We start from the raw sequence: 19871 nt of genomic DNA, 5'->3' as shown, positions 1-19871 counted from the left end.
ATGTTATAATAATAGCAAAAAACCATCGCGAAACAAAGGGGGCAACAATTTGAACTCCATTTTGGATCTGGATGCAACGAGCCTGTCTGCGAAGATCAAAGCAAACCAACTCACTCCCAAGGAAGCGGCCGAAGCTTATATCAATCAAATCCGTGCCACTCATCCCGTAATCAATGCAGTGACTGAAGAGAGGTTTGCAGATGCGCTGGCTGAAGCCGAGCAGATGGCTTCCCGCCCGAAAGAAGGCAGATTGTTCGGTGTCCCCGTCAGTGTCAAAGAATGCTTTCATGTTAAAGGCACAAAAACGACCGGCGGCCTCTCTGCACGCACCCGGATCATCGACAAAGAAGATGCGGAAATCATCCGCCGCCTCAAACGCGAAGGAGCCATTATCCTCTGCAAAACAAATACGCCTTCCCTCTGTTTTTGCCAGGAAACGGATAATCTCGTATTCGGACGCACCAACAACCCCTGGAATCCCTCCTGCAGCGCGGGTGGCTCGAGCGGCGGTGAAGGTGCCCTGATCGCAGTCGGGGGAGCCGCCGTCGGAATCGGGGCGGACATAGGCGGTTCGATTCGATTTCCGGCCCATTTTAATGGTGTCGTCGGTTTCAAGTCAGGTTTCGGTCAAGTGCCTCATGAAGGAATTTTCCCACCGATTTCCCACCCTGTCCAGCAAAGTATGCTGGGAGTCGGAGCATTGGCCAAATCAGTCGATGATGCCAAGCTGATTCATGAGATTCTCTCCGGCCGGCACGTGCCCGCAGCCTCGTCCCGCTTTTCCGTCATCATCCCCGTGTTACCCGCTGCTTTCCCGATGCAGAAAGCGACTGTTGCCTGTCTGGAAAACATGGCGGCACATCTAAAAAATAACGTATCCGTTGATCACGACCCGCCTCCTTATCTGGCAGAATCGGCGCAGTGGTGGCAATGGATCATGTCCGTCGACGGTAGCAAATATTTGATTGGGGAAATCTTGGAAATGCGGATGCGCCACGTGGCGACCGAATGGCTCAAAGCAAAAGCGGGTTTGCCGCACCGCCTGCACCCTTATCTCACCTGGGCCCTGATCGCATCACGTTTGTTTAAACCAACGGCATCCACTTGGCGGAGGTTTATGGAAGCGTTCTCCCTCGCCAAAACCACGGTGCAAAACTATCTGCAATCCCGCGTGCTGATCCTGCCTGTTTACCATTCCACCGCACCCGCTCACGGTCAACAATATCGCGAGATTTTTTCTGTACGACGAACATTCCGAAAATTCCTCCCTTTCATTACCTATGCCAATACATTTGGCTTACCGTCGCTAACTCTTCCCGTCGGTGAGGATGAAAACGGAATGCCGCTCGCTGTGCAACTGATTACAGCAACCGGGCAGGAAGAGCTGCTTTTTCGGCTCGGAAAAGATTTGGAACGGACTTTCCGCGGTTACGTGCGCTGCGACCGGTATGATCCCCGCACATAAACATTGATGATCTGTAAGTCACCCCAAGCTTCACTGCCCCGACACAACGCACATGCGGAAAAGAGCGAGAAGAGCTGTATTTTTCTTCTCGCTCAGTGGTTAAACCCGCAAAAGGAGCCCGCCGGATTCCGGTGTTTCTCTTTTACTTGCGGTTCCGCGTCGCAAAGGCTGCCGCAAAATCGCCGGGCCGGGTCGTGAAGTGCTAAAACCGTTCCCTGTACCGCTGATAGAGATAAGAAACAGCAAGCAGAATGACGCCGAGCGCCATAAACGAGACAATGCGGTACAGCGTCTCAATCGAGGAGAGATCAAACAAAAAGATTTTCAGGATGGAAAGCCCGAACAGGCTGATGGCCGACCAGCGCAGCCAGGCCCATTTTCGCCAAATCCCGGTCAGCATCAACAGAAGCGAATAAAAGATCCAGGAAATGGACAGCGCGAGCTGCTTCTGATTCTCGATTTGATGTTGCAAAACCGGATTGCCGGTGTTGAGCTCCCACAAACGGTGCGCAAAAATGCCGCTGATTTCAACCGTAATTAATTCAAACAAAAGTACGACCAACAGGATCCGCGCGAGAAGCACCCAGATTCGTTTGGCCTCCAAAGCCTTCCCTTTCGATTGGTACAAATACAGACAGGCGGCGGAGATGAACAAGGCCGCAAAACGAATGTTTATCACCGGCATCCAATTGATCCGCGCCGGCAAAAACAGCCCTTGAAACATGACCGACAACACGCCCAAACCAAGACTTCCCCAGGCGAAAAACAAAATCAGTTTCTGCCGGAAACTCCTGCCGAGCCACACGCACAAAAGACTGTATCCAATCCAGCTGAGGGAGATAAAAAATCCCTTGTACCATTGGGCCCGGGTATAATCACCAAACGCCGGCGCAAAATAGTCTGATGTCCCTCCCACTTCCAATGTGACGATTTCAAACAGCAAAACCAGGAGCGCTCCCAGCAACAAAACCGGAGCCCACTTCAAGGATGGGAGCGGTTCAGCCTTCCTGCCGCGCCACAGCATGAGAATGACGCAACCGATCTCAACCAGAAAGGCGAGAAAACGCATATTGAAAACAGGAACAAAGGAAGAGAGCGGCTGATCCGCCATTCCCCAGACGGCGACGGAGACGAGCGCGAGAAACATCATGCCCCAGGAGACGGGGACCAACACGCGCACCCGCTGTCTCAGCCCGGTTTCATGAACGAGCAAACTGTATAATGCCCAGATCATATATAAGACAAAATAGCGGTTCAATTCCCAGAACCCTGTCCGGGCAGATCTGTCAAAATAAATGTTGATTTCGATCGACAGCCAGAAGAACAGCATAATGGCGCTGCCGGTATAAAAAATTTCAAACCAGGGCTCCCATCCGGGGGTGCGGCTTTTTCTGATCTGACAGGCCTGAAATGTGACCATCCCGGCCCACAGGAAATAAGAAAATGTTTCCCGGTTCCACACCGGAATCCAATGATGCAATGACAAGATTTCAGCTGTCCAGCCGAGGAGCAGCAAGGCCGCAATCCCGTAGAGCGCCGTTCCAAAATAAAAAGCTTGCTTCACTTTTTCCCTCAAAGCCAGCCAAACCAGCACAAACGACTCGATCGTCCAGACATTGGCAAGTGCCAGCCCATTCCACTTGATCATGCCGGCCAACGTAACGAGAAAAAGAAAAGTAAAACCGTAACGGTTTCGCTCTGTCTTGGAAAACTCCCGTTCCCGCCGCTTCCATTTGAGCCAGGCCAGCGGCAGCAAATAGGCCACACTGAAAAGATAGACTTTCTCTCCTGTCCATACCGCATGATGAAGCGGCAGTATAAGGAGGCCGAGAAGCATGAAAAAGGCGTTAAAGCTGGCGGTCACCAAATGGGCGGCGGGCCAGACCCCCGGCTTGCGCGCCACTGCCAGCTCGTACAGGTAAAAGATCAGCCAGAAGGCTGTTAAATATAACAGATGCCATGAATGGGAGCTTGACGTCATCAGAGCAAAACAGCAGACATAGATCGCATAAAGTGTCAGATGATATAAAATGGTCCAATTCCTTTTTTTCAAACTGATTAATACCATGCCCAGGGCGACAAACACCAGATAAGTAAACAGGCCCACTTGATTGCCAGGATCAGCTCCCAACACCGGCAGGGTGATAAAGGCCCCGATCCAACCGAGCAGGGAAATGGCCAGTGAATCATAAACGAGTGCCTGCCATAACGCCAACATGGTTACCAGCGACATGAGGAGAATCGCCATGCCGAATGACAAAAAATGATAAAAATCAAAAGCGGCATAGACGGAAGCATATAAGGTGGCAGTGCCTGCCCCGATCAGCCCCTGGGCGAAAATGGGCAACTGCTTCCGATAATAATGGCGCCCGCCTGCCAGGAGCAAAATTCCGAAGGCTCCCCCCATGAGGACGCGAACGATTTCGTTTACCCAATGATGATCAAAAGCGTACTTCACAAAAAAGACCAGGCCGATGACCAAAGCGACGGCTCCAATTCGGTTGAGCCAGCGCCCGCCGATCAGATACTCCCATTCTTTCCTGTTTCGCTTCGGACGGCTCGGCTTCTTCGCTTTTGCTTCTTTTTTCGGCACAGACTGAACCGGAACAGACGGTTTGTCCGGAACGGGAATACCCGGTTTGGCTGCGACGGGCTGGCCGGGCATCGGTTTTTCCGGTTTCGCAGCCGGTTGTGAAGCTTCGGCCGGCTCCGCTTGCGGCTTCATCTGTTTCTCAATCCGTATCACCCGTTTTTTCAGCTCGTTGACGGTGAGAAACAAATAAATCCATCCGGCCGACAGAAGAAGCAACAATAACCACATGAAAAAATTCAAGCGTTGTCTTACCCCCTTTTTCATCAACATTTATCCTATTATAATTGATTTACGAATTTTCTGGGTAAACTATTTCCTTTTCATTTGAATTTTTCCAGCCAGGGCCCGGGTATGTTGCCCGAGTGCTTTTTGTTACAATATTCAGAGGAGAGCGAAGGAGGAAAGATCATGAATTTGGTTGAGATGAGCTGGGTGCATGAACACCTGAACGACCCCCGGGTTTTGCTCGTTGATTGCCGGTTTACGCTCGGCAGTCCGGAAGCGGGAGAAAAGGCTTACCGGCAGGAGCATTTGCCGGGTGCCTTTTATCTTGATCTGGAAAAGGATCTGTCCGGCAAAATCCAACAGCACGGAGGACGCCATCCCTTGCCGGACCCCGAAGACCTGGCCAAGACTCTGAGCGCGATCGGAGTGGACGAGAACATTCATGTCATCGCCTATGATGATCAGGGAGGATGTATGGCTGCCCGCTGTTGGTGGCTTCTGACATATCTGGGCCATCCGAAGGTCAGTGTGATGAATGGCACGTTTCAGCTGTGGAAAGAACGCGGTTACCCCGTTACCGCCGAGGTTCCCTCCCCCACACCGCGCAGCTTTAAACCGCACATCATAGCGGAAATGGCTGCGGATCAGGACGAGGTAAAACAAAAAATGAACCGTCAAGATACTCTGCTGATCGACTCGCGGGAACTTAACCGCTATCTCGGTCTGGAGGAACCGATTGATCCCGTCGCCGGCCATATTCCCGGGGCCGTAAACTTCTTCTGGAAAGATGTTTTGCGTCCGGACGGGCAATGGAAAAGCAAAGAGGAACTGAAACATCATTTTTCCTCTTTGCCCAAGGATAAGGAAATGATTGTTTACTGCGGTTCCGGTGTAACAGCCACGCCCAATGTGCTCGCACTGAAAGAAGCCGGATTTACGCGGGTGAAACTCTATCCGGGGAGCTGGAGCGACTGGATTTCCCATAAAGAAAATCCGATTGCGACAGGGCCGGAAAAAGGCAACGGTTGAGGCAGCCAATGAAAACGCCAAGAAGGGGCATGATCATTGCCCCTTTTTTACTTCATCATCTTTTTCAGCAACTTCAAGCCGCTTTGGCTGAAGTGGTAACGAAACGGGAAATCGATTTTCGTCGATTGTTTTACAATGCCCTTTTGGTGCGAAAAACAATCAAAACTGAATTTGCCGTGATAGCTTCCGATTCCGCTCGGGCCCACGCCACCAAACGGCAGGTACGGCGTTGCCAGATGAACCAGTGTATCGTTAATCGCCCCTCCGCCGAACGAAACGGATTCGATCACTTTTTTCCCGGTTTCCCTGTTTTCCGTAAAGAGATATAAAGCCAGGGGTTTCGGCTTCTCACGAATCACCTGAATAACCTCGTCAATCTCCTGATATGAAAAAACAGGCAAAATCGGCCCGAAAATTTCTTCCTGCATCACCGGCATCTCCCATGTGACTTCGTCCAGCAAAGTAGGGGCGATCAAAAGTTTCTCTTCATCCTTTTGCCCGCCATAAATCACTTTCCCGTCGTTCAGGAAGCCGGACAGACGGGCAAAATGCTGCTCATTGACAATGCGCGTATAATTGGGGTTGACCAGGGGGTTTTCGCCGAAAGCACGGGAAATTTCCGTTTTCATCCGAATTATCAACGCTTCTTTCACTTTTTCATGAACATAGAGAAAATCCGGCGCGACACAGGTTTGCCCTGCGTTGATGAATTTCCCCCACACCAGCCGTCGCGCCGCCAGATCAATATGGGCGTCCTCCGTGACGATGACCGGGCTTTTTCCACCCAGTTCCAAGGTGAACGGAGTGAGCGATCGGGCCGCTTTTTCCATCACGATTTTCCCCACACGGGTACTGCCCGTAAAAAAGATATGGTCAAACGGCAGATCCAACAATGCCGAACTGGTCTCAACGCCACCTTCCACGACTGCGACGAACTCGCTCTCAAAAATGCCTGTCAGCATCTGGTTTATCACTTTGGCGGTATGCGGCGCCAGCTCGGAAGGCTTCAGCACGACACAGTTGCCGGCAGCGATGGCACCGATCAGCGGGGAAACCGTAAGTTGAAACGGGTAATTCCAAGGAGAAATGATCAGGCTGACCCCGTACGGTTCGGGACAGATATAGCTTCTGGAACCGAACAGCATCAAAGGAGTTTTGACCCGTTTCGGCTTCGTCCACGTTTTCAGATGTTTCATCACATACTTGATTTCTTCATAGATGACGCCCAATTCCGTCAAATAGGTTTCATACTCGGACTTATTCAGGTCTTTTCTCAGTGCGGTGATAATATCCGGTTCATAGCGGCGAATCGCATCACGCAAGAGGCGGAGTCGCTCATAACGAACCGGTGTCTCTCTTGTCTTCCCTTCGTGAAAAAAAGCCTTCTGTTTGGCAAGCAGCTCCCGCAAATGATCCACTGGCCGTACTCCTTCCCATTCCGAATTCTCTCCAACCATGCAAACGCAAACCGGAACTATGTTTCCTGCAAAAAATCGGAAATGCCGAATTTGCTCGACCATTCCCCCGCCAATCTCGTCCGGTAGGCGTCGCTGAGAAAGCGGGACGCTCCGTTGTAAATCAGCTGCAAATATTCTTTGCTCGGCTTGATCTCTTCCTGTTCTTTGTTCACAATCGTATAGGTCATTGCGCGAACCAGCTGCTCCTGAAAGCAAACGTGGACATCCATTCGCTTATATTTGCCGCTCGGAACCCCCTCCCGCTCATCCAACGGTTCCAATGCTTCAGGCGTGATCCGATATAAGACGCCTTCCACCTCTTCGCCCGGCGCAAAAACCAGATCGGCCACCCCTCCATTCCGTTTCTTGCTGAATGCACTAAAGACCAGCTGATAATCCTTCAGGACTGCTGCTCCCGCCACTTCATAATGATCCTTTCCGACCGTTTGGGCAAAGCTCTGCTCGTCCATGCACGAACCATAGGCAAAGTAATAAATCACCTGAATTCCTCCCTTGTAAAACAAACCATCATCGTTTAAATTTAAGAGAAGATTAAAAGGCGAACCCTATATTTTGAATTTTAATTCATTTCATCCGAAAGGTGAATCAAATGGTTACAACGGAAGATAAAATTTTTGCGGTTTTATGCCATGCCAGCCTTTTCTTCTTTCCTTTTCTGCTTCCTGTCATCTTGATGATGGCGAAAAAAAATTCGCCTTTTGTGCAGCACCACGCCAAAGAAGCGTTCGCTTTTCATCTGTTCTCACTGGTCGCCGTGGCGGTGAGCGCGGTTCTGACGCTGGTGCTGATCGGATTTTTGCTGATTCCCCTCATCTCGCTCTTTGCCTTCTGCGCAACCATCATGGCCGTCATTCGCACGATCGGCGGGCAACTTTACCACTACCCCGTCACAAGCGGAATCGTGCATCGCCATTAGAAAAAAGCGGGCATTCCCAAATGGGTGCCCGCATGCTTCCACCGCCTTCAGGGACGGCCGGCAACCTTCTTTACCATTTCCCCAGTTCCGACAGGTACATGCCGGATGGCCAGCCAGGCCAACAATTGCGTAAATCCGATGATCAGCACAAACCAGCGAATCTGAAAAAGATTGGGGAAGGTACTCATCCACCAGATAAAAAAGAGAATCCCCGTGATCCGGCCAAGATTCAGGGCCAATTCCCGTGAAACCACACATTCAATCCGCCGCCGCGCCGCTCTCTCCGTGGCACCGATCACATCAAAGACGGAGGCCATGAGCGGAGCCGCATAAAAAGGATAGAAAAAGGCAGCGCCGACCCCCAAAATCCACAGGGATCCACTGCTGAGAGAGACGACGAGGGGAAGGATGAGAATCCCCATCATCGCCGCCCCGATCAGGAGAAAACGGTAACGAAGGGCCGGTTTCATATAACGGCTGACAATAAAAAATCCAAGACAGGAAACCGCCGATTGTACCGTAAAAAAACCGCCCAATTCCCATTCATTTTTCGTCACCACAAAAACGAGCAAACTGATCAAAAAGGTGAAAATGCCTTCGCGCAACCCTTGCGCCGCCATGGCCAAACTCACCCAGTACCAATTGCTGCCCCGCGTCCCGGCCAGTTTCAGAACGGGAAGCAACTGATACTCCCCGCGGGTGCGGCGGGATTTAAAAAAAAAGCTGACCATCACGGCACTGATGAAGATGGCTAGCGAAACCGCAAAAATGATGCGGTAACCCGCAAACTTCCCCATATGGCTGATGATGTAACCGGAAATAAACGGGGCCACGATCCCGGCAACCGATGTGAGAAAACCATTGACTCCGTTAAACACATCCCGATTCTTCCGGTCGGTGATTTCAAAATAGAGAACATTAAACGCCAGCCAGAAAAACCCCGATCCCACTCCCATCAGAATTCCCAGCCAGAATATATAATCGACGGCTTTCGTGCCCAACCATAAGACAGACAGATAAAAAACTGACAAACCGGCTACTCCCAAGCGAATTGCAATCACCCGCTCGATATGCTTGGTCATCCAGCCGGCCAACACAAAAGTGGCAGCGGCTGAGCCATAATGAATGGTATTGAACCAACTGATCAGAATCCAGTCGTTTTTTAGTTTCCATAAATAAATATTGACAAACGAACTGGACAGAGCGGATGCGATGGCAAACAGACCACTCATGAGCAAAAGCAACCAAGCTTCCCGATCAAGCCGGTCAGTTCTACCAAAGATGTGCATTGTCTCTCACCAGTCTTAGCTTAACCAAGAACTCTCCTGCACCATGCACTTTTTTTGTAAAAGCGGATGACGGCCAGGCATGTCCGGTTTTCACCACCATCATGCCGGCCGTCTTTTTTACTGCTCGGAATCTTGATTTTCTTTCATCTGCTTATATTGAATAAAGATCGCGGCAAACACAAACCCGCTTAAAAGGGCGAGGATATGGGCAAACAGAAAATGATAATCGAAGACCAGATTGATGATCAAGATGACGAGCAATCCCCTGCCGAGGAGCGGATGAATCATCCCGCGGATATACAAAAAAAGATAAACACCGACAAGGCCGTATATCGATTCAAAAGCGCCGGTGTAAACCCCTTCGGTTCCCATCAGATAAACGCCCAGATTTCCAAAGAAACCCGTCACCAAAAAAAGAAACAAGAAGGGCAGCTTTCCAAAAAACCATTCCAACTGCGGAGCCAATATGTATATGGAGAGCGCAACCACGAACAACTGCATGAAATCCACATGAACAAACAGTGAAAAAATTAACCGCCAATATTCCCCTTCATCAATCCGCCAACCGACAAAAGCCCCGTATCGTCCCCAGGTCGAGGGATCGTTCGCTTTTCCTGACAGGAGGATCATGACAAAAACAATGGTTTGAACAAGGATGATGCTGGTCACAACGGGGAAAACCTGCGGAAAGCGCTTAAGGGGAATCAACGTGTGGCGAAGCATCCCGGTCGTCCTCCTTTTTTTTGACCGCTTCTGCAATGGCCTGTCCCATCTTTAATTTGATTCCCGGCTCAGGCGAAATCATCCATTTGATGCTCTTTGGTTCAAACAGCAGAATGACGGTGGAGCCAAATTCAAACCGGCCCAATTCCGCTCCTTTGTCCAGCACTTGCGGTGACTGATAACACTTGTGGAAAGCCGCGCACTTGCAATCGGGGTTGGTGACGATATTGTCATCATATTCCACCTTGATGCTGCCGACGTTGGTTGCGCCAACCTTGACAAGCGCCATCCAGCCGAATTGGGTTTCTATGTAAGAAACGATTCGTTCATTGATCGTAAACAGACCCGGAAACAGGTTGACTCCTGTTTCATTCACCGGATATAATTCCCCCGGAATATAGGAGCATTCACGAATGACACCTTCAACCGGCATATGAATCCGGTGGTAATCGCGCGGACTTAAATAGATGGTAAGAAACTGTCCCCCTTGCAATTTGCGGACGAAGGAAGGGTGATCATTCAAAAGCTGATCAAGCGAATAGTCTACCCCTTTCGCCTGAATCAGAGTGCCTTTCTCAATCTGCCCGGCCTGGGAAACGGTTCCGTCAACAGGGCTCACGATCACGTCATCCCCTGCGGCAATCGGCCTGGCTTCAGGTGTCAGTTCCCTGACAAAAAAATCAAGCAGGTTTTGGAATTCATGCAACGGTTTGCGAACCGGCTCGAGATCAATATCAAAATAACGGATGTAGACAGGTATGAGATGGCGGCTGAGCGGATGCCGGGCAAACTTCCCCATCAGCCGGGATATTGCTTTTTTCGGTAAGCACCGCCAAAACATCGTTGATACCGTTTGCTTCATAAAAGCCTCCTTTGGTTTTGATGAGCTTGGCAAAAAAAGGGAGAAATAAATCACCTGCCCCCGGGCACTCTATCTAACAGGAGGTGATACGAATGGATCAACAAAGCAAAACCAATGCACAACAAGTTCGTGCCCAAAACCAGGCATCCAAACAAAGCCCGGGTGGATATCAAAGCTATAAAAATGAGTTTGCTTCCGCTGCCGGTACGAGCGCAAGTGCTACAGGTGCTGCAAACAAAGGTTTCCAAAATGAGTTTGCTTCCGCTGCCGGAGCAAGCGCAAGCGCTGCAAACAAAGGTTTCCAAAACGAATTCGCTTCCGCTGCCGGACAAAACACCAAAGCAGCTGCTTACAAAAACGAATTCGCTTCCGAAACTAGCGCACAACAAGTTCGCCAACAAAACAGCCAATCCATGGCTCAAAAAAACAAACAATAATTGCGTATCACTTCTTTACAGATAAGTCCCATCTGCTCAGGTAGATGGGACTTATTTCTGCTTGTTGGCACCGTTCCATTTGCTCTTTTTGACACGAATGCAAGTATCTCTGCGGCAAATAAACACCGCGTATTTTCCGTCTTTGCTCCGAAATTGCCGGTTGTTCCTCAATTTAAAAGCCCATCCGTTTCATTTCTCCCAGGTTGACCAAAGCAAATGTGTCAATCGACATTCATCACCGTTAAAAAGTAAGTCCCGAACGGGGAAACAGGCGAAGTCTCTTCTTCCCATACACCCCGCTTATTTTTTCATAAATTGTTCGTAATAGGAAGTGATCAGATACTTGGCGATCGGTCCGGCTGCAGTGGCTCCGTATCCGCCTTCCGGGACAACAACCGCCACCGCGATTTTCGGATCCTTTGCCGGAGCAAAAGCGATGAAGACCGAGTTGTTCACTCTTCCTCTGCCGGGAATGTCCTGCTCTGAAGTTCCCGTTTTGGCGGCAACTTCAAACGGCAGATCATCAAACAATCCGGCAGCCGTACCTCCGGCATGCGTGACATCCATCATCCCTTTTAAGACGGTATTGTAATCCTCCGGCTTGATGTTAACCTTATTCAACACCTTCGGTTTGATCACTTTCTCTTCATGGGTATTGGGGTTGACAATTTTATCCACCAGCTGAGGCTGAAGCCGCTCTCCTTTATTCGCCAGGGTTGCCGTATATTGGGCCAACTGCATCGTCGTATAGCGCTGGGCTTGACCAAATGAAGCCAAAGCCATCGCGCCCAAACCCGAATATTTTTTGGCCGTGAGCAGGTAGTCTTCCGAACCGTCCTGCTCTCCTGGGAGAGGAACACCTGTTTTAACCCCCAAGCCAAATTGATGTGTAAAGTTGCGAAACTCCTGAATCACCTTCATTCCATCCCGTTTGTACCACCGGGTTCCCAACCAGGCCATAAAGGTATTTGAGGATTTTTGCAACGCTTTTTCCGGTGTGAGATATCCGTAATCGTGGCCGCCCGAATTATGAATCGGCGGCGTCGCCTTAGCGTAATAAAATGAAACGGCATCCCGCCATACGGTTTCCGGGGAAATCAATCCCTTCGACAGCCCCATCAGCACCATCAGCGGTTTAAAGGTTGAACCCAAAGGAAGAACCGATAACGGATGTTTGGCATACTCTTTATCCGGATGACTGGAATTACGCGCATCATACGGTGCCTCGCGGATAGTGCCATTCCGGATCACATAGCTGAGATTGCGGTAATCTTTTTCCGTTACCCGATCATTCCATATGTTGGGGTCGTAATCAGGGTAACTGACCATGGCGCGGATTTTCCCGGTCTTGACTTCCATTGCGACAGCGTAGGCATTTTTGGCGTACGGAGCCCGGTTTGAACCACCAGACGTTTGCAGTTTCTTCAGTTGGTCGGCGATGAACTTCTCCGCCCCCAGTTGCATTTTCTCATCCAGGGTCAGATAAAGATTGTCTCCCGGCTTCGGTTCTACCTCTTTCAGCACATCGACCAGTTTGCCGGTCGAATTGACCCGGACCAGACGATAGCCGTTTTGCCCGCGCAATACATCTTGGTAACTGTACTCCAGACCGTCTACCCCGACCTGTTCCCAGTCCACATACCCGCCTTGATTTGACTTGCCATCCGCTTGTTTGTATTTGTCCATCGTTTCTTTCGCGCCGGCGTAGGGGCGTACATACCCGATCGTCTGTACAGCAAAGGTATCGTTTCGGTATTGGCGAAGCGGCTCGGTGAAGATATTGACTCCGGGGAACAGATCCGGATTCTCCGAGATTTTGACCACCTCTTCGGAAGTGAGCCGGTCCTTGATTTTTTTCGGATAATACGGCGGCTGTTTCCGCATCACATGCTTGCCGTGAGCATCCCGGCCGATATCCATTGCACTTAAGACATCGGCGAGCGGCATGTGCAGCGTTTGGGCCAGATGTTTCGCCGTGGCCATTTTTTCTTCGGGGCTGCTGTCCGGTTCCAGATAAATGGCGGAATAGAGCGACTGGTTTCCGACCAGAAGCTTGCCTGACCGGTCATACATTTTTCCCCGCGGAGCCACGATGGGAATCTGTTTGAAGTTATTTTCCACAGCCAACTGGTTGTACTTTTCTCCTGACCCGAGTTGAATCCAGCTCAGGCGCAGGGTAAGGATGACAAAAAGCAAGACGACGATCAACCATAAACTTTGCAAGCGCTGTGAAAACAGCCCATTTAAAGCTGATCTTTGCTTTAATTTCTTCATTGCAATGATCAACCCTTTATTTGTCTAATGCTTAATTTAGATACGAGTATTAGTTTATCACAAAAAATGCCGGGACAGAGAAGCGGTTTTCCAACCTTCTTTGACGATAATGTCCCGCAGTCACATATGGTGCAGGCTGCGGGACAAACGAATTTTTCAGCTCCAGAATTTCCGGTAAAACTTTATGGCCTGATATGAGTTGATCACACCGATGCCGATTTTTCCCGATTTGATTGAAGTTTGTGTCAGAATGTAGCGGATCTGTTCCGGATTCAGCGATGGATTGAGATGATATAAAAGTGCGATCGTTCCGGTAACATGCGGAACTGCCATTGACGTTCCACTCATTTCCCGTTTGGAATTGTTTAACCAGGCAGAGGGAATTCGATCTCCAGGAGCAGCGAGGTCAACCCCTTTGCCGTAATTGCTGAAAAAAGAGAGATTTCCGTCTTTTGAGACAGAAGTGACCGCAATCGTCTCCGGATAGCGCGCCGGGAAATCAATTTTCGCCGTCAATCCTTGGTTTCCGGTTGCGGCCACCATGATAATCCCTTTACGATGGGCAATTTGTATTGCTTGTTTCAGTGATTCGCTTAATTTATCCATGCCGAAACTCATGTTGATGATTTGCATTTTATTTTCAATGCACCAGTTGATCGCGCTCAACAGATCGGACAAATTGGCACTTCCCTTGCGGTTGAACGCTTTGACCGCGTACAGATGCGTGCGCGGGGCCACGCCCACAATTCCTGTTTCCGCCATTCTGCCGGCGATGATCCCCGCCACATGGGTGCCATGGCCATTATAGTCTGTCGGGGAAAAATGCGGGGATAAAATATTGATTCCCCCCTTGTAGTTATCGCGGATTGCCGGATGATCGGCAGCAATTCCCGTGTCGATAACCGCTACTCGCACCCCGCGCCCCCGGCTGATCGGCCAAACCTTCGGGGCATCAACCATGGCTACCCCCCAGGGAATCTTTTGTTCATAGGGGGGAGTGACCGTCCCCACAATCGGTTCGGTTATGGTTATGCGAATATCCTGTTCTGTATACTCCACCGCCGGATGTCCATCCATCACATGCGAAGCGGAAGGCGTAAAATATTCACCGATGACGATCCCCAAATGAGTGAGAAAACGAATCGGCCGTATCCCTGACCGTTTCATATCCTCCACATAACGATCGAGCTGGGTTCCGTCCCGGAGATAAAAAATTTTTCGAACCCGCCGTCTCCGATGTATTGCTTGATCTGATGAAGGGAGCAGCCATTTTGGATTAGACATCGCTTTTCACTCCCATCTTCACTCATTGCCCAAAAAGTGAATATATTTTTTAACAGGCGGAAAGGGAGGTGGCATGAGATGGATAAAAAGAAGGAAATCCCCCCGTTGCCTGAAGAGCTCCTCAATCTGATCGCTGGCGATGATCCCGCCGATTATTGGACGCAAATCCACAAATGGGTGGGCAACCTTTCCAAAACGACAATGAACGTGGAAGAGATCTTGCATGCACTCCATTCTTTAAACACGGCGCTAAGTGACAAAGGTGCCTTCATGAAGATGATCCAATCTTTGGCGAATCTGAATCGGACACAGACGCAAAAAAGCACCAATTCTCAGGGAGGAAACGCCGGTTCAAACAAAAACAACGTTACGAAAACTCCGGCTAAACAAGGGCAAAACAGTAATGACAACAAGATGGAAAGCGGGCAAAACCTGACGGGGGACAGTCTCTACGATATTTTCAATTCCCCGGCGATGAGGGAAATTGTCAGAGAAGTGATGAAACAAAAAGGAAAGAAGAAGTGGTAAAAATTATTTTTTCTTGTTGTTTTTCTTGGTGGCCTTCCGGATCTCTGCCGGAACATTTAATTGAAATTCCTGAAATAATGCAGATGCTCCGTCCGGCGAACTGAGACGTTCAAGAATATGCTGCATGAATTCATCCGAGATCGGTAAACCCAGCAACTGGCGCATATACTCAAACAGACCATTCATCCCCTGTTTCTGCACGCTCTTTTTTGCATTAAACAAAATTTGATCCAGTTTCTTTTCGGTCATGACTTCGGAACCCGTCAAGGTATTGATCCAATCGGCAAACTCTTTTTTTGAAGGACGTGTAGCCAACTTGCTTCCCTCCCATCCCAGCGCACGTTTATCTTAGTAGTATGAAATGCGCAGCAACATTCACACGTTATTCACCCATGCAAATAAAAAAAGGGCAGAAACCCTGTCGGCTTCTACCCTTTTTTTATTCACACCCGCATTCTCTTGAACAGCCGGTCATCGTAAAATCGACATCCCGTCCGATGTCAATCACCTGCTGCCAAAATTCGGCCACGCAGGCAAGAGGCTGGCTGACCCCGTTGGCATCAGCGAAAAAATAACTTGTTTCCCTGTCCTCACCGTCTTCCAAAAAGGTGACATAAAGCACGCGGTAACCTGTGCGTCCCTTTTTCTCATCGATGATGTCGAAGTGGGCTTCCTGGCTTAACAGCAGCTGATCAAAAGGATGTTCCTCCATCCCTTCTCCCTGTTCGGAGCGGTAACGGAAACGGCAGCGGTCTCCATCCTCATTGATCACCGCTTCCTCCAAAGTGCCGTATACATAAATTTCGCTTTGTTCCAAATCAATTTTTCCAAACAGCAGCTCACGGTACTCCTGTTGGTACTCGTGAATCAGGCGTTCCAGTTCACTTCCGGTCATCTCCCGGGCCGAACAGGCAAAGTTGATATTGCTGCCGTGTGTAAACACTTTCATGTCTTTTTCTCCTTTTAAAGTCCAAGTCCCACTTATTATATCGAACTTTCAGATTTCCCATCAAGCCCCGGCATTCTTTCTCTGTTTCTCCAGTTCCCGCAACTCCACCCTGCGGATTTTTCCGCTTGTCGTTTTGGGCAGCGAGTCGACAAATTCGATTTCCCGCGGGTATTTATAAGGAGCGGTCACCGTTTTTACATGGTTCTGCAAGGTTTTGACCAATTCTTCCCCCGGTTCCACATTTTCCTTCAGAATGACAAACGCTTTTACAATGGAGCCGCGCACGGGATCAGGGCTGGCAACGACGGCGCACTCTTTCACGGCCGGATGTTTGACCAGCGCATCTTCCACTTCAAACGGCCCAATCGTGTAGCCGCTGCTGATAATAATATCATCGGCCCTTCCTTCAAACCAGAAATAACCTTCCTCATCTTTTCGCGCCCGGTCGCCGGTGATATACCAATCCCCGATGAATGCCGCTTCTGTGCGCTCGGGATCCCGGTAATACCCTTTAAACAACGCCGGGGAAGAACGATGCACGGCGATATGCCCCACTTCTCCCGCCTTTACTTCCTCGCCCTGATCATTGATGATTGACACGCGGTTTCCCGGAGTCGGTTTTCCCATCGATCCCAGTTTCGGGGGAATATCTTTCAATGTCGCGATGAGCAATGTATTTTCCGTCTGCCCGTATCCATCACGCACCCGTATACCGAAAACTTTTTCAAATGTGTCAATCACTTCCCGGTTTAAAGGTTCCCCTGCGCTGACGGCAACCCGCAGATGCGAGAGATCAAACCTTTCCAGCTTTTCCGTTTTCGCCATCATGCGATATTCTGTCGGCGTGCAGCAGAGTACATTCACCTTTTGATCCTGCAATAACCGGAGATATTTTTCCGGATGAAACGCTCCTTGATACACAAAAGCGGTCGCCCCCGCCCCCAGCGTCGAGACGAACGGGCTCCAAATCCACTTGGCCCAGCCCGGCCCGGCAGTGGCCCAAACAATATCCCCTTGGTGAAGATCAAGCCAGGATCCGGTCGCTGTCTGCTGGTGGGCGATCGCCCAGCTATGGTGGTGAATCACTCCTTTTGGTCCCCCTGTCGTGCCGGAAGTATAGGAAATGAAAGCGATATCATCCGGGCGCGTCTGCGGCAGCCGGATTTCGGAATCGCCTTGCAAACCGCTTAAGGAAATCCAATCTTTATGCGCCTGCCCGCGCACATACCGCTTAAAGGACAAACCAGTATCTGACGCAGCTTCATCAACTCTCTCCGTCAAGCTTTCATCGGCGATGACCGCTTTCACTTCAGCATGCTTCATCCGATACGCAATATCACCGGCCCTGAGCATTTCGGATCCGGGCAAAATCACCAAACCTGCTTTGAGACAAGCGAGATAGGCGATATACGCTTCGGGTACCCTCGGCAACAAAATATGAACCCGGTCGCCTTTGACCAATCCTTCCTTTATAAATGCAGATGCCAATTCATCTGACTTTTCTTTCAATTCCTGATATGTAACGATTCGCTTGTCCCCATTTTCATTCATCCAGCGAATGGCCACCCGGTCTTTGTCAGCATGCCGGTCAATATCATTTGCAATGTTATAAAATTCTGTCATCCTTATCCCTCCCGAGTAATAAAAATCTGTGATCATGACATCGAACAATCAAAATTATTCTATTAAAAAACCAAAAATCCCTTCTTGCAGCAAAATAATTGCGGTGACCGGGCCGGCCACCGCATTCAGAAACCAGCTTATTCAATTGAGATTAACCAACGAAGCCTCCGCCAAGTTGTTGCTCAGCCATCGAAACGAGGCGTTTGGTGATTTCTCCCCCGACAGAACCGTTGGCGCGGGAAGTGGTATCAGGACCAAGTTGAACACCAAACTCTTGAGCAATCTCAAATTTCATTTGATCAAGAGCTTGAGCAGCACCAGCGACCAGCAATTGGTTGGAACTACGGCTGCGAGATTGTTGTGCCATGTGTTTTCACCTCCTTGGCTTTGTTGTTCTTATCATGCGTTTTTTGCTTCAATCAATACGTAGGAAAAATTGGATAAGATGGAGGAATTGCACCAGAAGGCCATCATTTGAAGGTGCTCCGCAAACGCTTTGCAAAAAAAGAAATCGAAGGCAATGGGTCAATTGAAACACAACCATTACGAATAAAATGCAATGTAAATCATATATTTTTGTAAGAAACTTTTCATATCGCCAGAAAGGTGGGTCGGAATGAGCAAATTCAGGCGCATTCCAAATCCTTTTACTCATCAGGAACGAGTGTGGTGCCCCTATGTCAGTCCCGATGACCCTTGTATCCCGATACGTAAAAAAAGGTATGTCGTACCTCCAAATCTGTTTTTAGGTTTCCAACCACCCTGCCTTCCCCAATTCCCTCCAAGTGAAGCACTCATCCACGGAACCCTATGGCCGATTCTGTACAGCCCCTACCATAAACCAAAATGGCAAAAAGGTGATGATTCATGAACCAAAAACACCAGCGTGAACTGCTGCGGCAGTTACAGGAGATCGATTTTGTTCTGGTGGAACTGAATCTTTATCTCGATACGCATCCCAGCGATCTGGAAGCATTGCAGCAATTCAACTGGTACGTGAACGAACGGAAAAAAATAGCACGTACATATGAAGAACACTACGGACCTCTGCGCAACTTCGGCCAAAGCATGAATCAGTATCCCAACGGCTGGAATGAAGGTCCCTGGCCCTGGGAAATCTAAGGAGGCTGATTTTTGTGTGGATCTACGAAAAAAAGCTGCAATATCCGGTTCGCGTTAGCAAATGCAATCCCCAACTGGCCAAGTACCTCATTGAACAGTACGGAGGGGCAGACGGAGAACTCTCAGCCGCCCTTCGTTACTTGAACCAACGCTATACCCTGCCTGACAAGGTGAAAGGGCTGTTGACCGACATCGGCACAGAAGAGTTTGCTCATTTGGAAATGATCGCCACCATGGTTTATAAATGAACGTATGCATTATGGATACCTTTGAAAACGCTTGTTTTTCCGCACACGGGGAAAAAATGCACAGACATCCGACATGTCATTCTGATCGCCTCAATCCAGATGGAACGATTTCAATCCCTGCCCCCACTGATTTTCATAGATCAATGACTTCAAATCCATCCGCGACTTCCAACCCAATTCTTCCAGCATCGGCTTTTCACGAAATTCCACCGGATATCCGATGCACAGATAGGCCACCAGCCTGATTCCCGGAGGAAGCCCTAAAATTTCTTCGACTCTCTCACGGTTGAGAATGCTGACCCAGCCAACGCCGACGCCTTCCACCCTCGCAGCCAGCCACATGTTTTGAATTGCCAAACAGGTGCTGAACAAATCGGTTTCCGGCATGGGCCCCCGCCCCAAAACAAACGGGGCATCCCGGTTTCGGTCACAAGTGACGGCCAGATTGACAGGCGCCTCCATGATTCCTTCCAGCTTCAAACGGCTGTACAATTCTTTTCGATCTGTTTCGGAAATCTGTTTAAGCTGATCAGCGTTCATCTCTTCAAATGAACTCTTAATCTGTTCGCGAATCTCTTTTGAATGAACCAGGATAAAATTCCACGGTTGCATAAACCCGACGGAGGGGGCATGATGGGCTGCTTGCAAAATCCGCAGGAGCACCCTTTCCGGAACCGGGCGGCCCGAAAAGTGGCGAATATCCCGCCGGGCACGAATCACCCGATAAACAACTTCCTGCTCCGCTTTGGAAAAAGTATCGCTCAAGAAAACGCCTCCCCATCCAAAACTGGTAATGACTGACAAACCCGGCTTTCTTGCAGAATAC

General features: G+C 49.6%; 20 protein-coding genes and 1 pseudogene. 8 read left to right on the top strand and 13 right to left on the bottom strand.

Annotated features, from left to right (window positions below; genetic code table 11):
• Positions 1 to 49 precede the first annotated feature (49 nt).
• Positions 50 to 1465 carry an amidase gene (locus I8U19_RS03750; RefSeq protein ID WP_198055221.1) on the top strand — a complete coding sequence of 472 codons (1416 nt, stop codon included), beginning with the start codon at positions 50 to 52 and terminating at the stop codon, positions 1463 to 1465.
• Positions 1466 to 1667: 202 nt separating this feature from the next.
• Here the strand turns inward: I8U19_RS03750 and I8U19_RS03745 are convergent, their stop codons facing one another.
• A complete protein-coding gene (locus tag I8U19_RS03745; protein WP_198055220.1) occupies positions 1668 to 4322 on the bottom strand; it encodes a DUF2339 domain-containing protein in 2655 nt (884 codons plus the stop codon).
• A gap of 141 nt (positions 4323 to 4463) precedes the next feature.
• Here I8U19_RS03745 and I8U19_RS03740 point away from each other — a divergent pair, with 141 nt between their 5' ends.
• A complete protein-coding gene (locus I8U19_RS03740) occupies positions 4464 to 5312 on the top strand; it encodes a sulfurtransferase (protein WP_198055350.1) in 849 nt (282 codons plus the stop codon).
• 47 nt (positions 5313 to 5359) lie between these two features.
• Here the strand turns inward: I8U19_RS03740 and I8U19_RS03735 are convergent, their stop codons facing one another.
• The gene (locus I8U19_RS03735) at positions 5360 to 6769 is read right to left on the bottom strand and encodes an aldehyde dehydrogenase (protein WP_198055219.1); all 1410 of its coding nucleotides are present in this window, start codon (positions 6767 to 6769) and stop codon (positions 5360 to 5362) included.
• A gap of 17 nt (positions 6770 to 6786) precedes the next feature.
• Positions 6787 to 7269, bottom strand: a complete 483-nt coding sequence (locus I8U19_RS03730; protein WP_052154189.1) for a gamma-glutamylcyclotransferase family protein — start codon at positions 7267 to 7269, stop codon at positions 6787 to 6789.
• A gap of 110 nt (positions 7270 to 7379) precedes the next feature.
• On the opposite strand from I8U19_RS03730, the gene I8U19_RS03725 reads away from it, so the two are divergent.
• Complete coding sequence (locus I8U19_RS03725; protein WP_033101020.1) at positions 7380 to 7706, top strand: DUF4870 domain-containing protein; 327 nt, start codon at positions 7380 to 7382, stop codon at positions 7704 to 7706.
• 47 nt (positions 7707 to 7753) lie between these two features.
• Here I8U19_RS03725 and I8U19_RS03720 read toward each other — a convergent pair whose 3' ends face one another.
• The 3 genes from I8U19_RS03720 to asd all read right to left on the bottom strand — a co-directional run bounded on the left by I8U19_RS03720 (position 7754) and on the right by asd (position 10580).
• Positions 7754 to 8995, bottom strand: coding sequence for an MFS transporter (locus I8U19_RS03720; RefSeq protein WP_198055218.1), 1242 nt, complete (start codon positions 8993 to 8995; stop codon positions 7754 to 7756).
• A gap of 117 nt (positions 8996 to 9112) precedes the next feature.
• Entirely contained in the window at positions 9113 to 9718 is a 606-nt protein-coding gene (locus tag I8U19_RS03715; RefSeq protein WP_033101019.1) for a rhomboid family intramembrane serine protease, read from the bottom strand.
• The gene (asd, locus tag I8U19_RS03710) at positions 9690 to 10580 is read right to left on the bottom strand and encodes an archaetidylserine decarboxylase (protein ID WP_052154187.1); all 891 of its coding nucleotides are present in this window, start codon (positions 10578 to 10580) and stop codon (positions 9690 to 9692) included. Before asd ends, I8U19_RS03715 begins: the two co-directional genes overlap by 29 nt.
• A 92-nt stretch (positions 10581 to 10672) precedes the next feature.
• On the opposite strand from asd, the gene I8U19_RS17580 reads away from it, so the two are divergent.
• A complete protein-coding gene (locus I8U19_RS17580) occupies positions 10673 to 11017 on the top strand; it encodes a gamma-type small acid-soluble spore protein (protein WP_198055217.1) in 345 nt (114 codons plus the stop codon).
• A 300-nt stretch (positions 11018 to 11317) separates the two neighbouring features.
• Here the strand turns inward: I8U19_RS17580 and I8U19_RS03700 are convergent, their stop codons facing one another.
• Both I8U19_RS03700 and I8U19_RS03695 read right to left on the bottom strand, forming a co-directional pair.
• Complete coding sequence (locus I8U19_RS03700) at positions 11318 to 13291, bottom strand: peptidoglycan D,D-transpeptidase FtsI family protein (RefSeq protein ID WP_052154186.1); 1974 nt, start codon at positions 13289 to 13291, stop codon at positions 11318 to 11320.
• A gap of 156 nt (positions 13292 to 13447) precedes the next feature.
• Positions 13448 to 14575: a S8 family peptidase gene (locus I8U19_RS03695; protein ID WP_052154185.1), complete on the bottom strand. Its 1128-nt coding sequence runs from the start codon at positions 14573 to 14575 to the stop codon at positions 13448 to 13450.
• 78 nt (positions 14576 to 14653) lie between these two features.
• On the opposite strand from I8U19_RS03695, the gene I8U19_RS03690 reads away from it, so the two are divergent.
• Positions 14654 to 15103 (top strand): hypothetical protein, encoded by a 450-nt coding sequence (locus tag I8U19_RS03690; protein ID WP_033101017.1) that lies wholly within the window; start codon positions 14654 to 14656, stop codon positions 15101 to 15103.
• A 3-nt stretch (positions 15104 to 15106) separates the two neighbouring features.
• On the opposite strand, the gene I8U19_RS03685 is transcribed toward I8U19_RS03690, so the two are convergent.
• From I8U19_RS03685 to I8U19_RS03670, 4 genes are all read right to left on the bottom strand, one after another.
• Complete coding sequence (locus I8U19_RS03685) at positions 15107 to 15418, bottom strand: hypothetical protein (RefSeq protein WP_033101016.1); 312 nt, start codon at positions 15416 to 15418, stop codon at positions 15107 to 15109.
• A gap of 124 nt (positions 15419 to 15542) precedes the next feature.
• A complete protein-coding gene (locus I8U19_RS03680) occupies positions 15543 to 16052 on the bottom strand; it encodes a hypothetical protein (RefSeq protein ID WP_033101015.1) in 510 nt (169 codons plus the stop codon).
• Positions 16053 to 16112: 60 nt separating this feature from the next.
• Positions 16113 to 17675, bottom strand: a complete 1563-nt coding sequence (locus I8U19_RS03675; RefSeq protein WP_198055216.1) for an acetate--CoA ligase — start codon at positions 17673 to 17675, stop codon at positions 16113 to 16115.
• A gap of 151 nt (positions 17676 to 17826) precedes the next feature.
• On the bottom strand, positions 17827 to 18042 hold the full coding sequence (locus tag I8U19_RS03670; protein WP_033101013.1) for an alpha/beta-type small acid-soluble spore protein: 216 nt from the start codon (positions 18040 to 18042) through the stop codon (positions 17827 to 17829).
• 249 nt (positions 18043 to 18291) lie between these two features.
• Here I8U19_RS03670 and I8U19_RS03665 point away from each other — a divergent pair, with 249 nt between their 5' ends.
• The 3 genes and pseudogenes from I8U19_RS03665 to cotJC all read left to right on the top strand — a co-directional run.
• The gene (locus I8U19_RS03665) at positions 18292 to 18546 is read left to right on the top strand and encodes a spore coat associated protein CotJA (RefSeq protein WP_081943843.1); all 255 of its coding nucleotides are present in this window, start codon (positions 18292 to 18294) and stop codon (positions 18544 to 18546) included.
• Positions 18543 to 18797 carry a spore coat protein CotJB gene (locus I8U19_RS03660; RefSeq protein WP_033101012.1) on the top strand — a complete coding sequence of 85 codons (255 nt, stop codon included), beginning with the start codon at positions 18543 to 18545 and terminating at the stop codon, positions 18795 to 18797. The genes I8U19_RS03665 and I8U19_RS03660 overlap by 4 nt, the downstream gene beginning before the upstream one ends.
• A gap of 14 nt (positions 18798 to 18811) precedes the next feature.
• Positions 18812 to 19042 (top strand): annotated as a pseudogene (cotJC, locus tag I8U19_RS03655) (spore coat protein CotJC); the annotation flags it as partial.
• A 93-nt stretch (positions 19043 to 19135) separates the two neighbouring features.
• On the opposite strand, the gene bluB reads toward cotJC, so the two are convergent.
• Entirely contained in the window at positions 19136 to 19810 is a 675-nt protein-coding gene (bluB, locus tag I8U19_RS03650) for a 5,6-dimethylbenzimidazole synthase (RefSeq protein ID WP_232337213.1), read from the bottom strand.
• Positions 19811 to 19871 lie beyond the last annotated feature (61 nt).

The sequence above is a fragment of the Thermoactinomyces sp. CICC 10523 genome, assembly GCF_016055105.1.
Lineage (GTDB): Bacteria > Bacillota > Bacilli > Thermoactinomycetales > Thermoactinomycetaceae > Thermoactinomyces_A > Thermoactinomyces_A daqus.
Note: the sequence above shows the minus strand (reverse complement) of the source record. Positions and strands in the feature narration are given on the sequence as shown.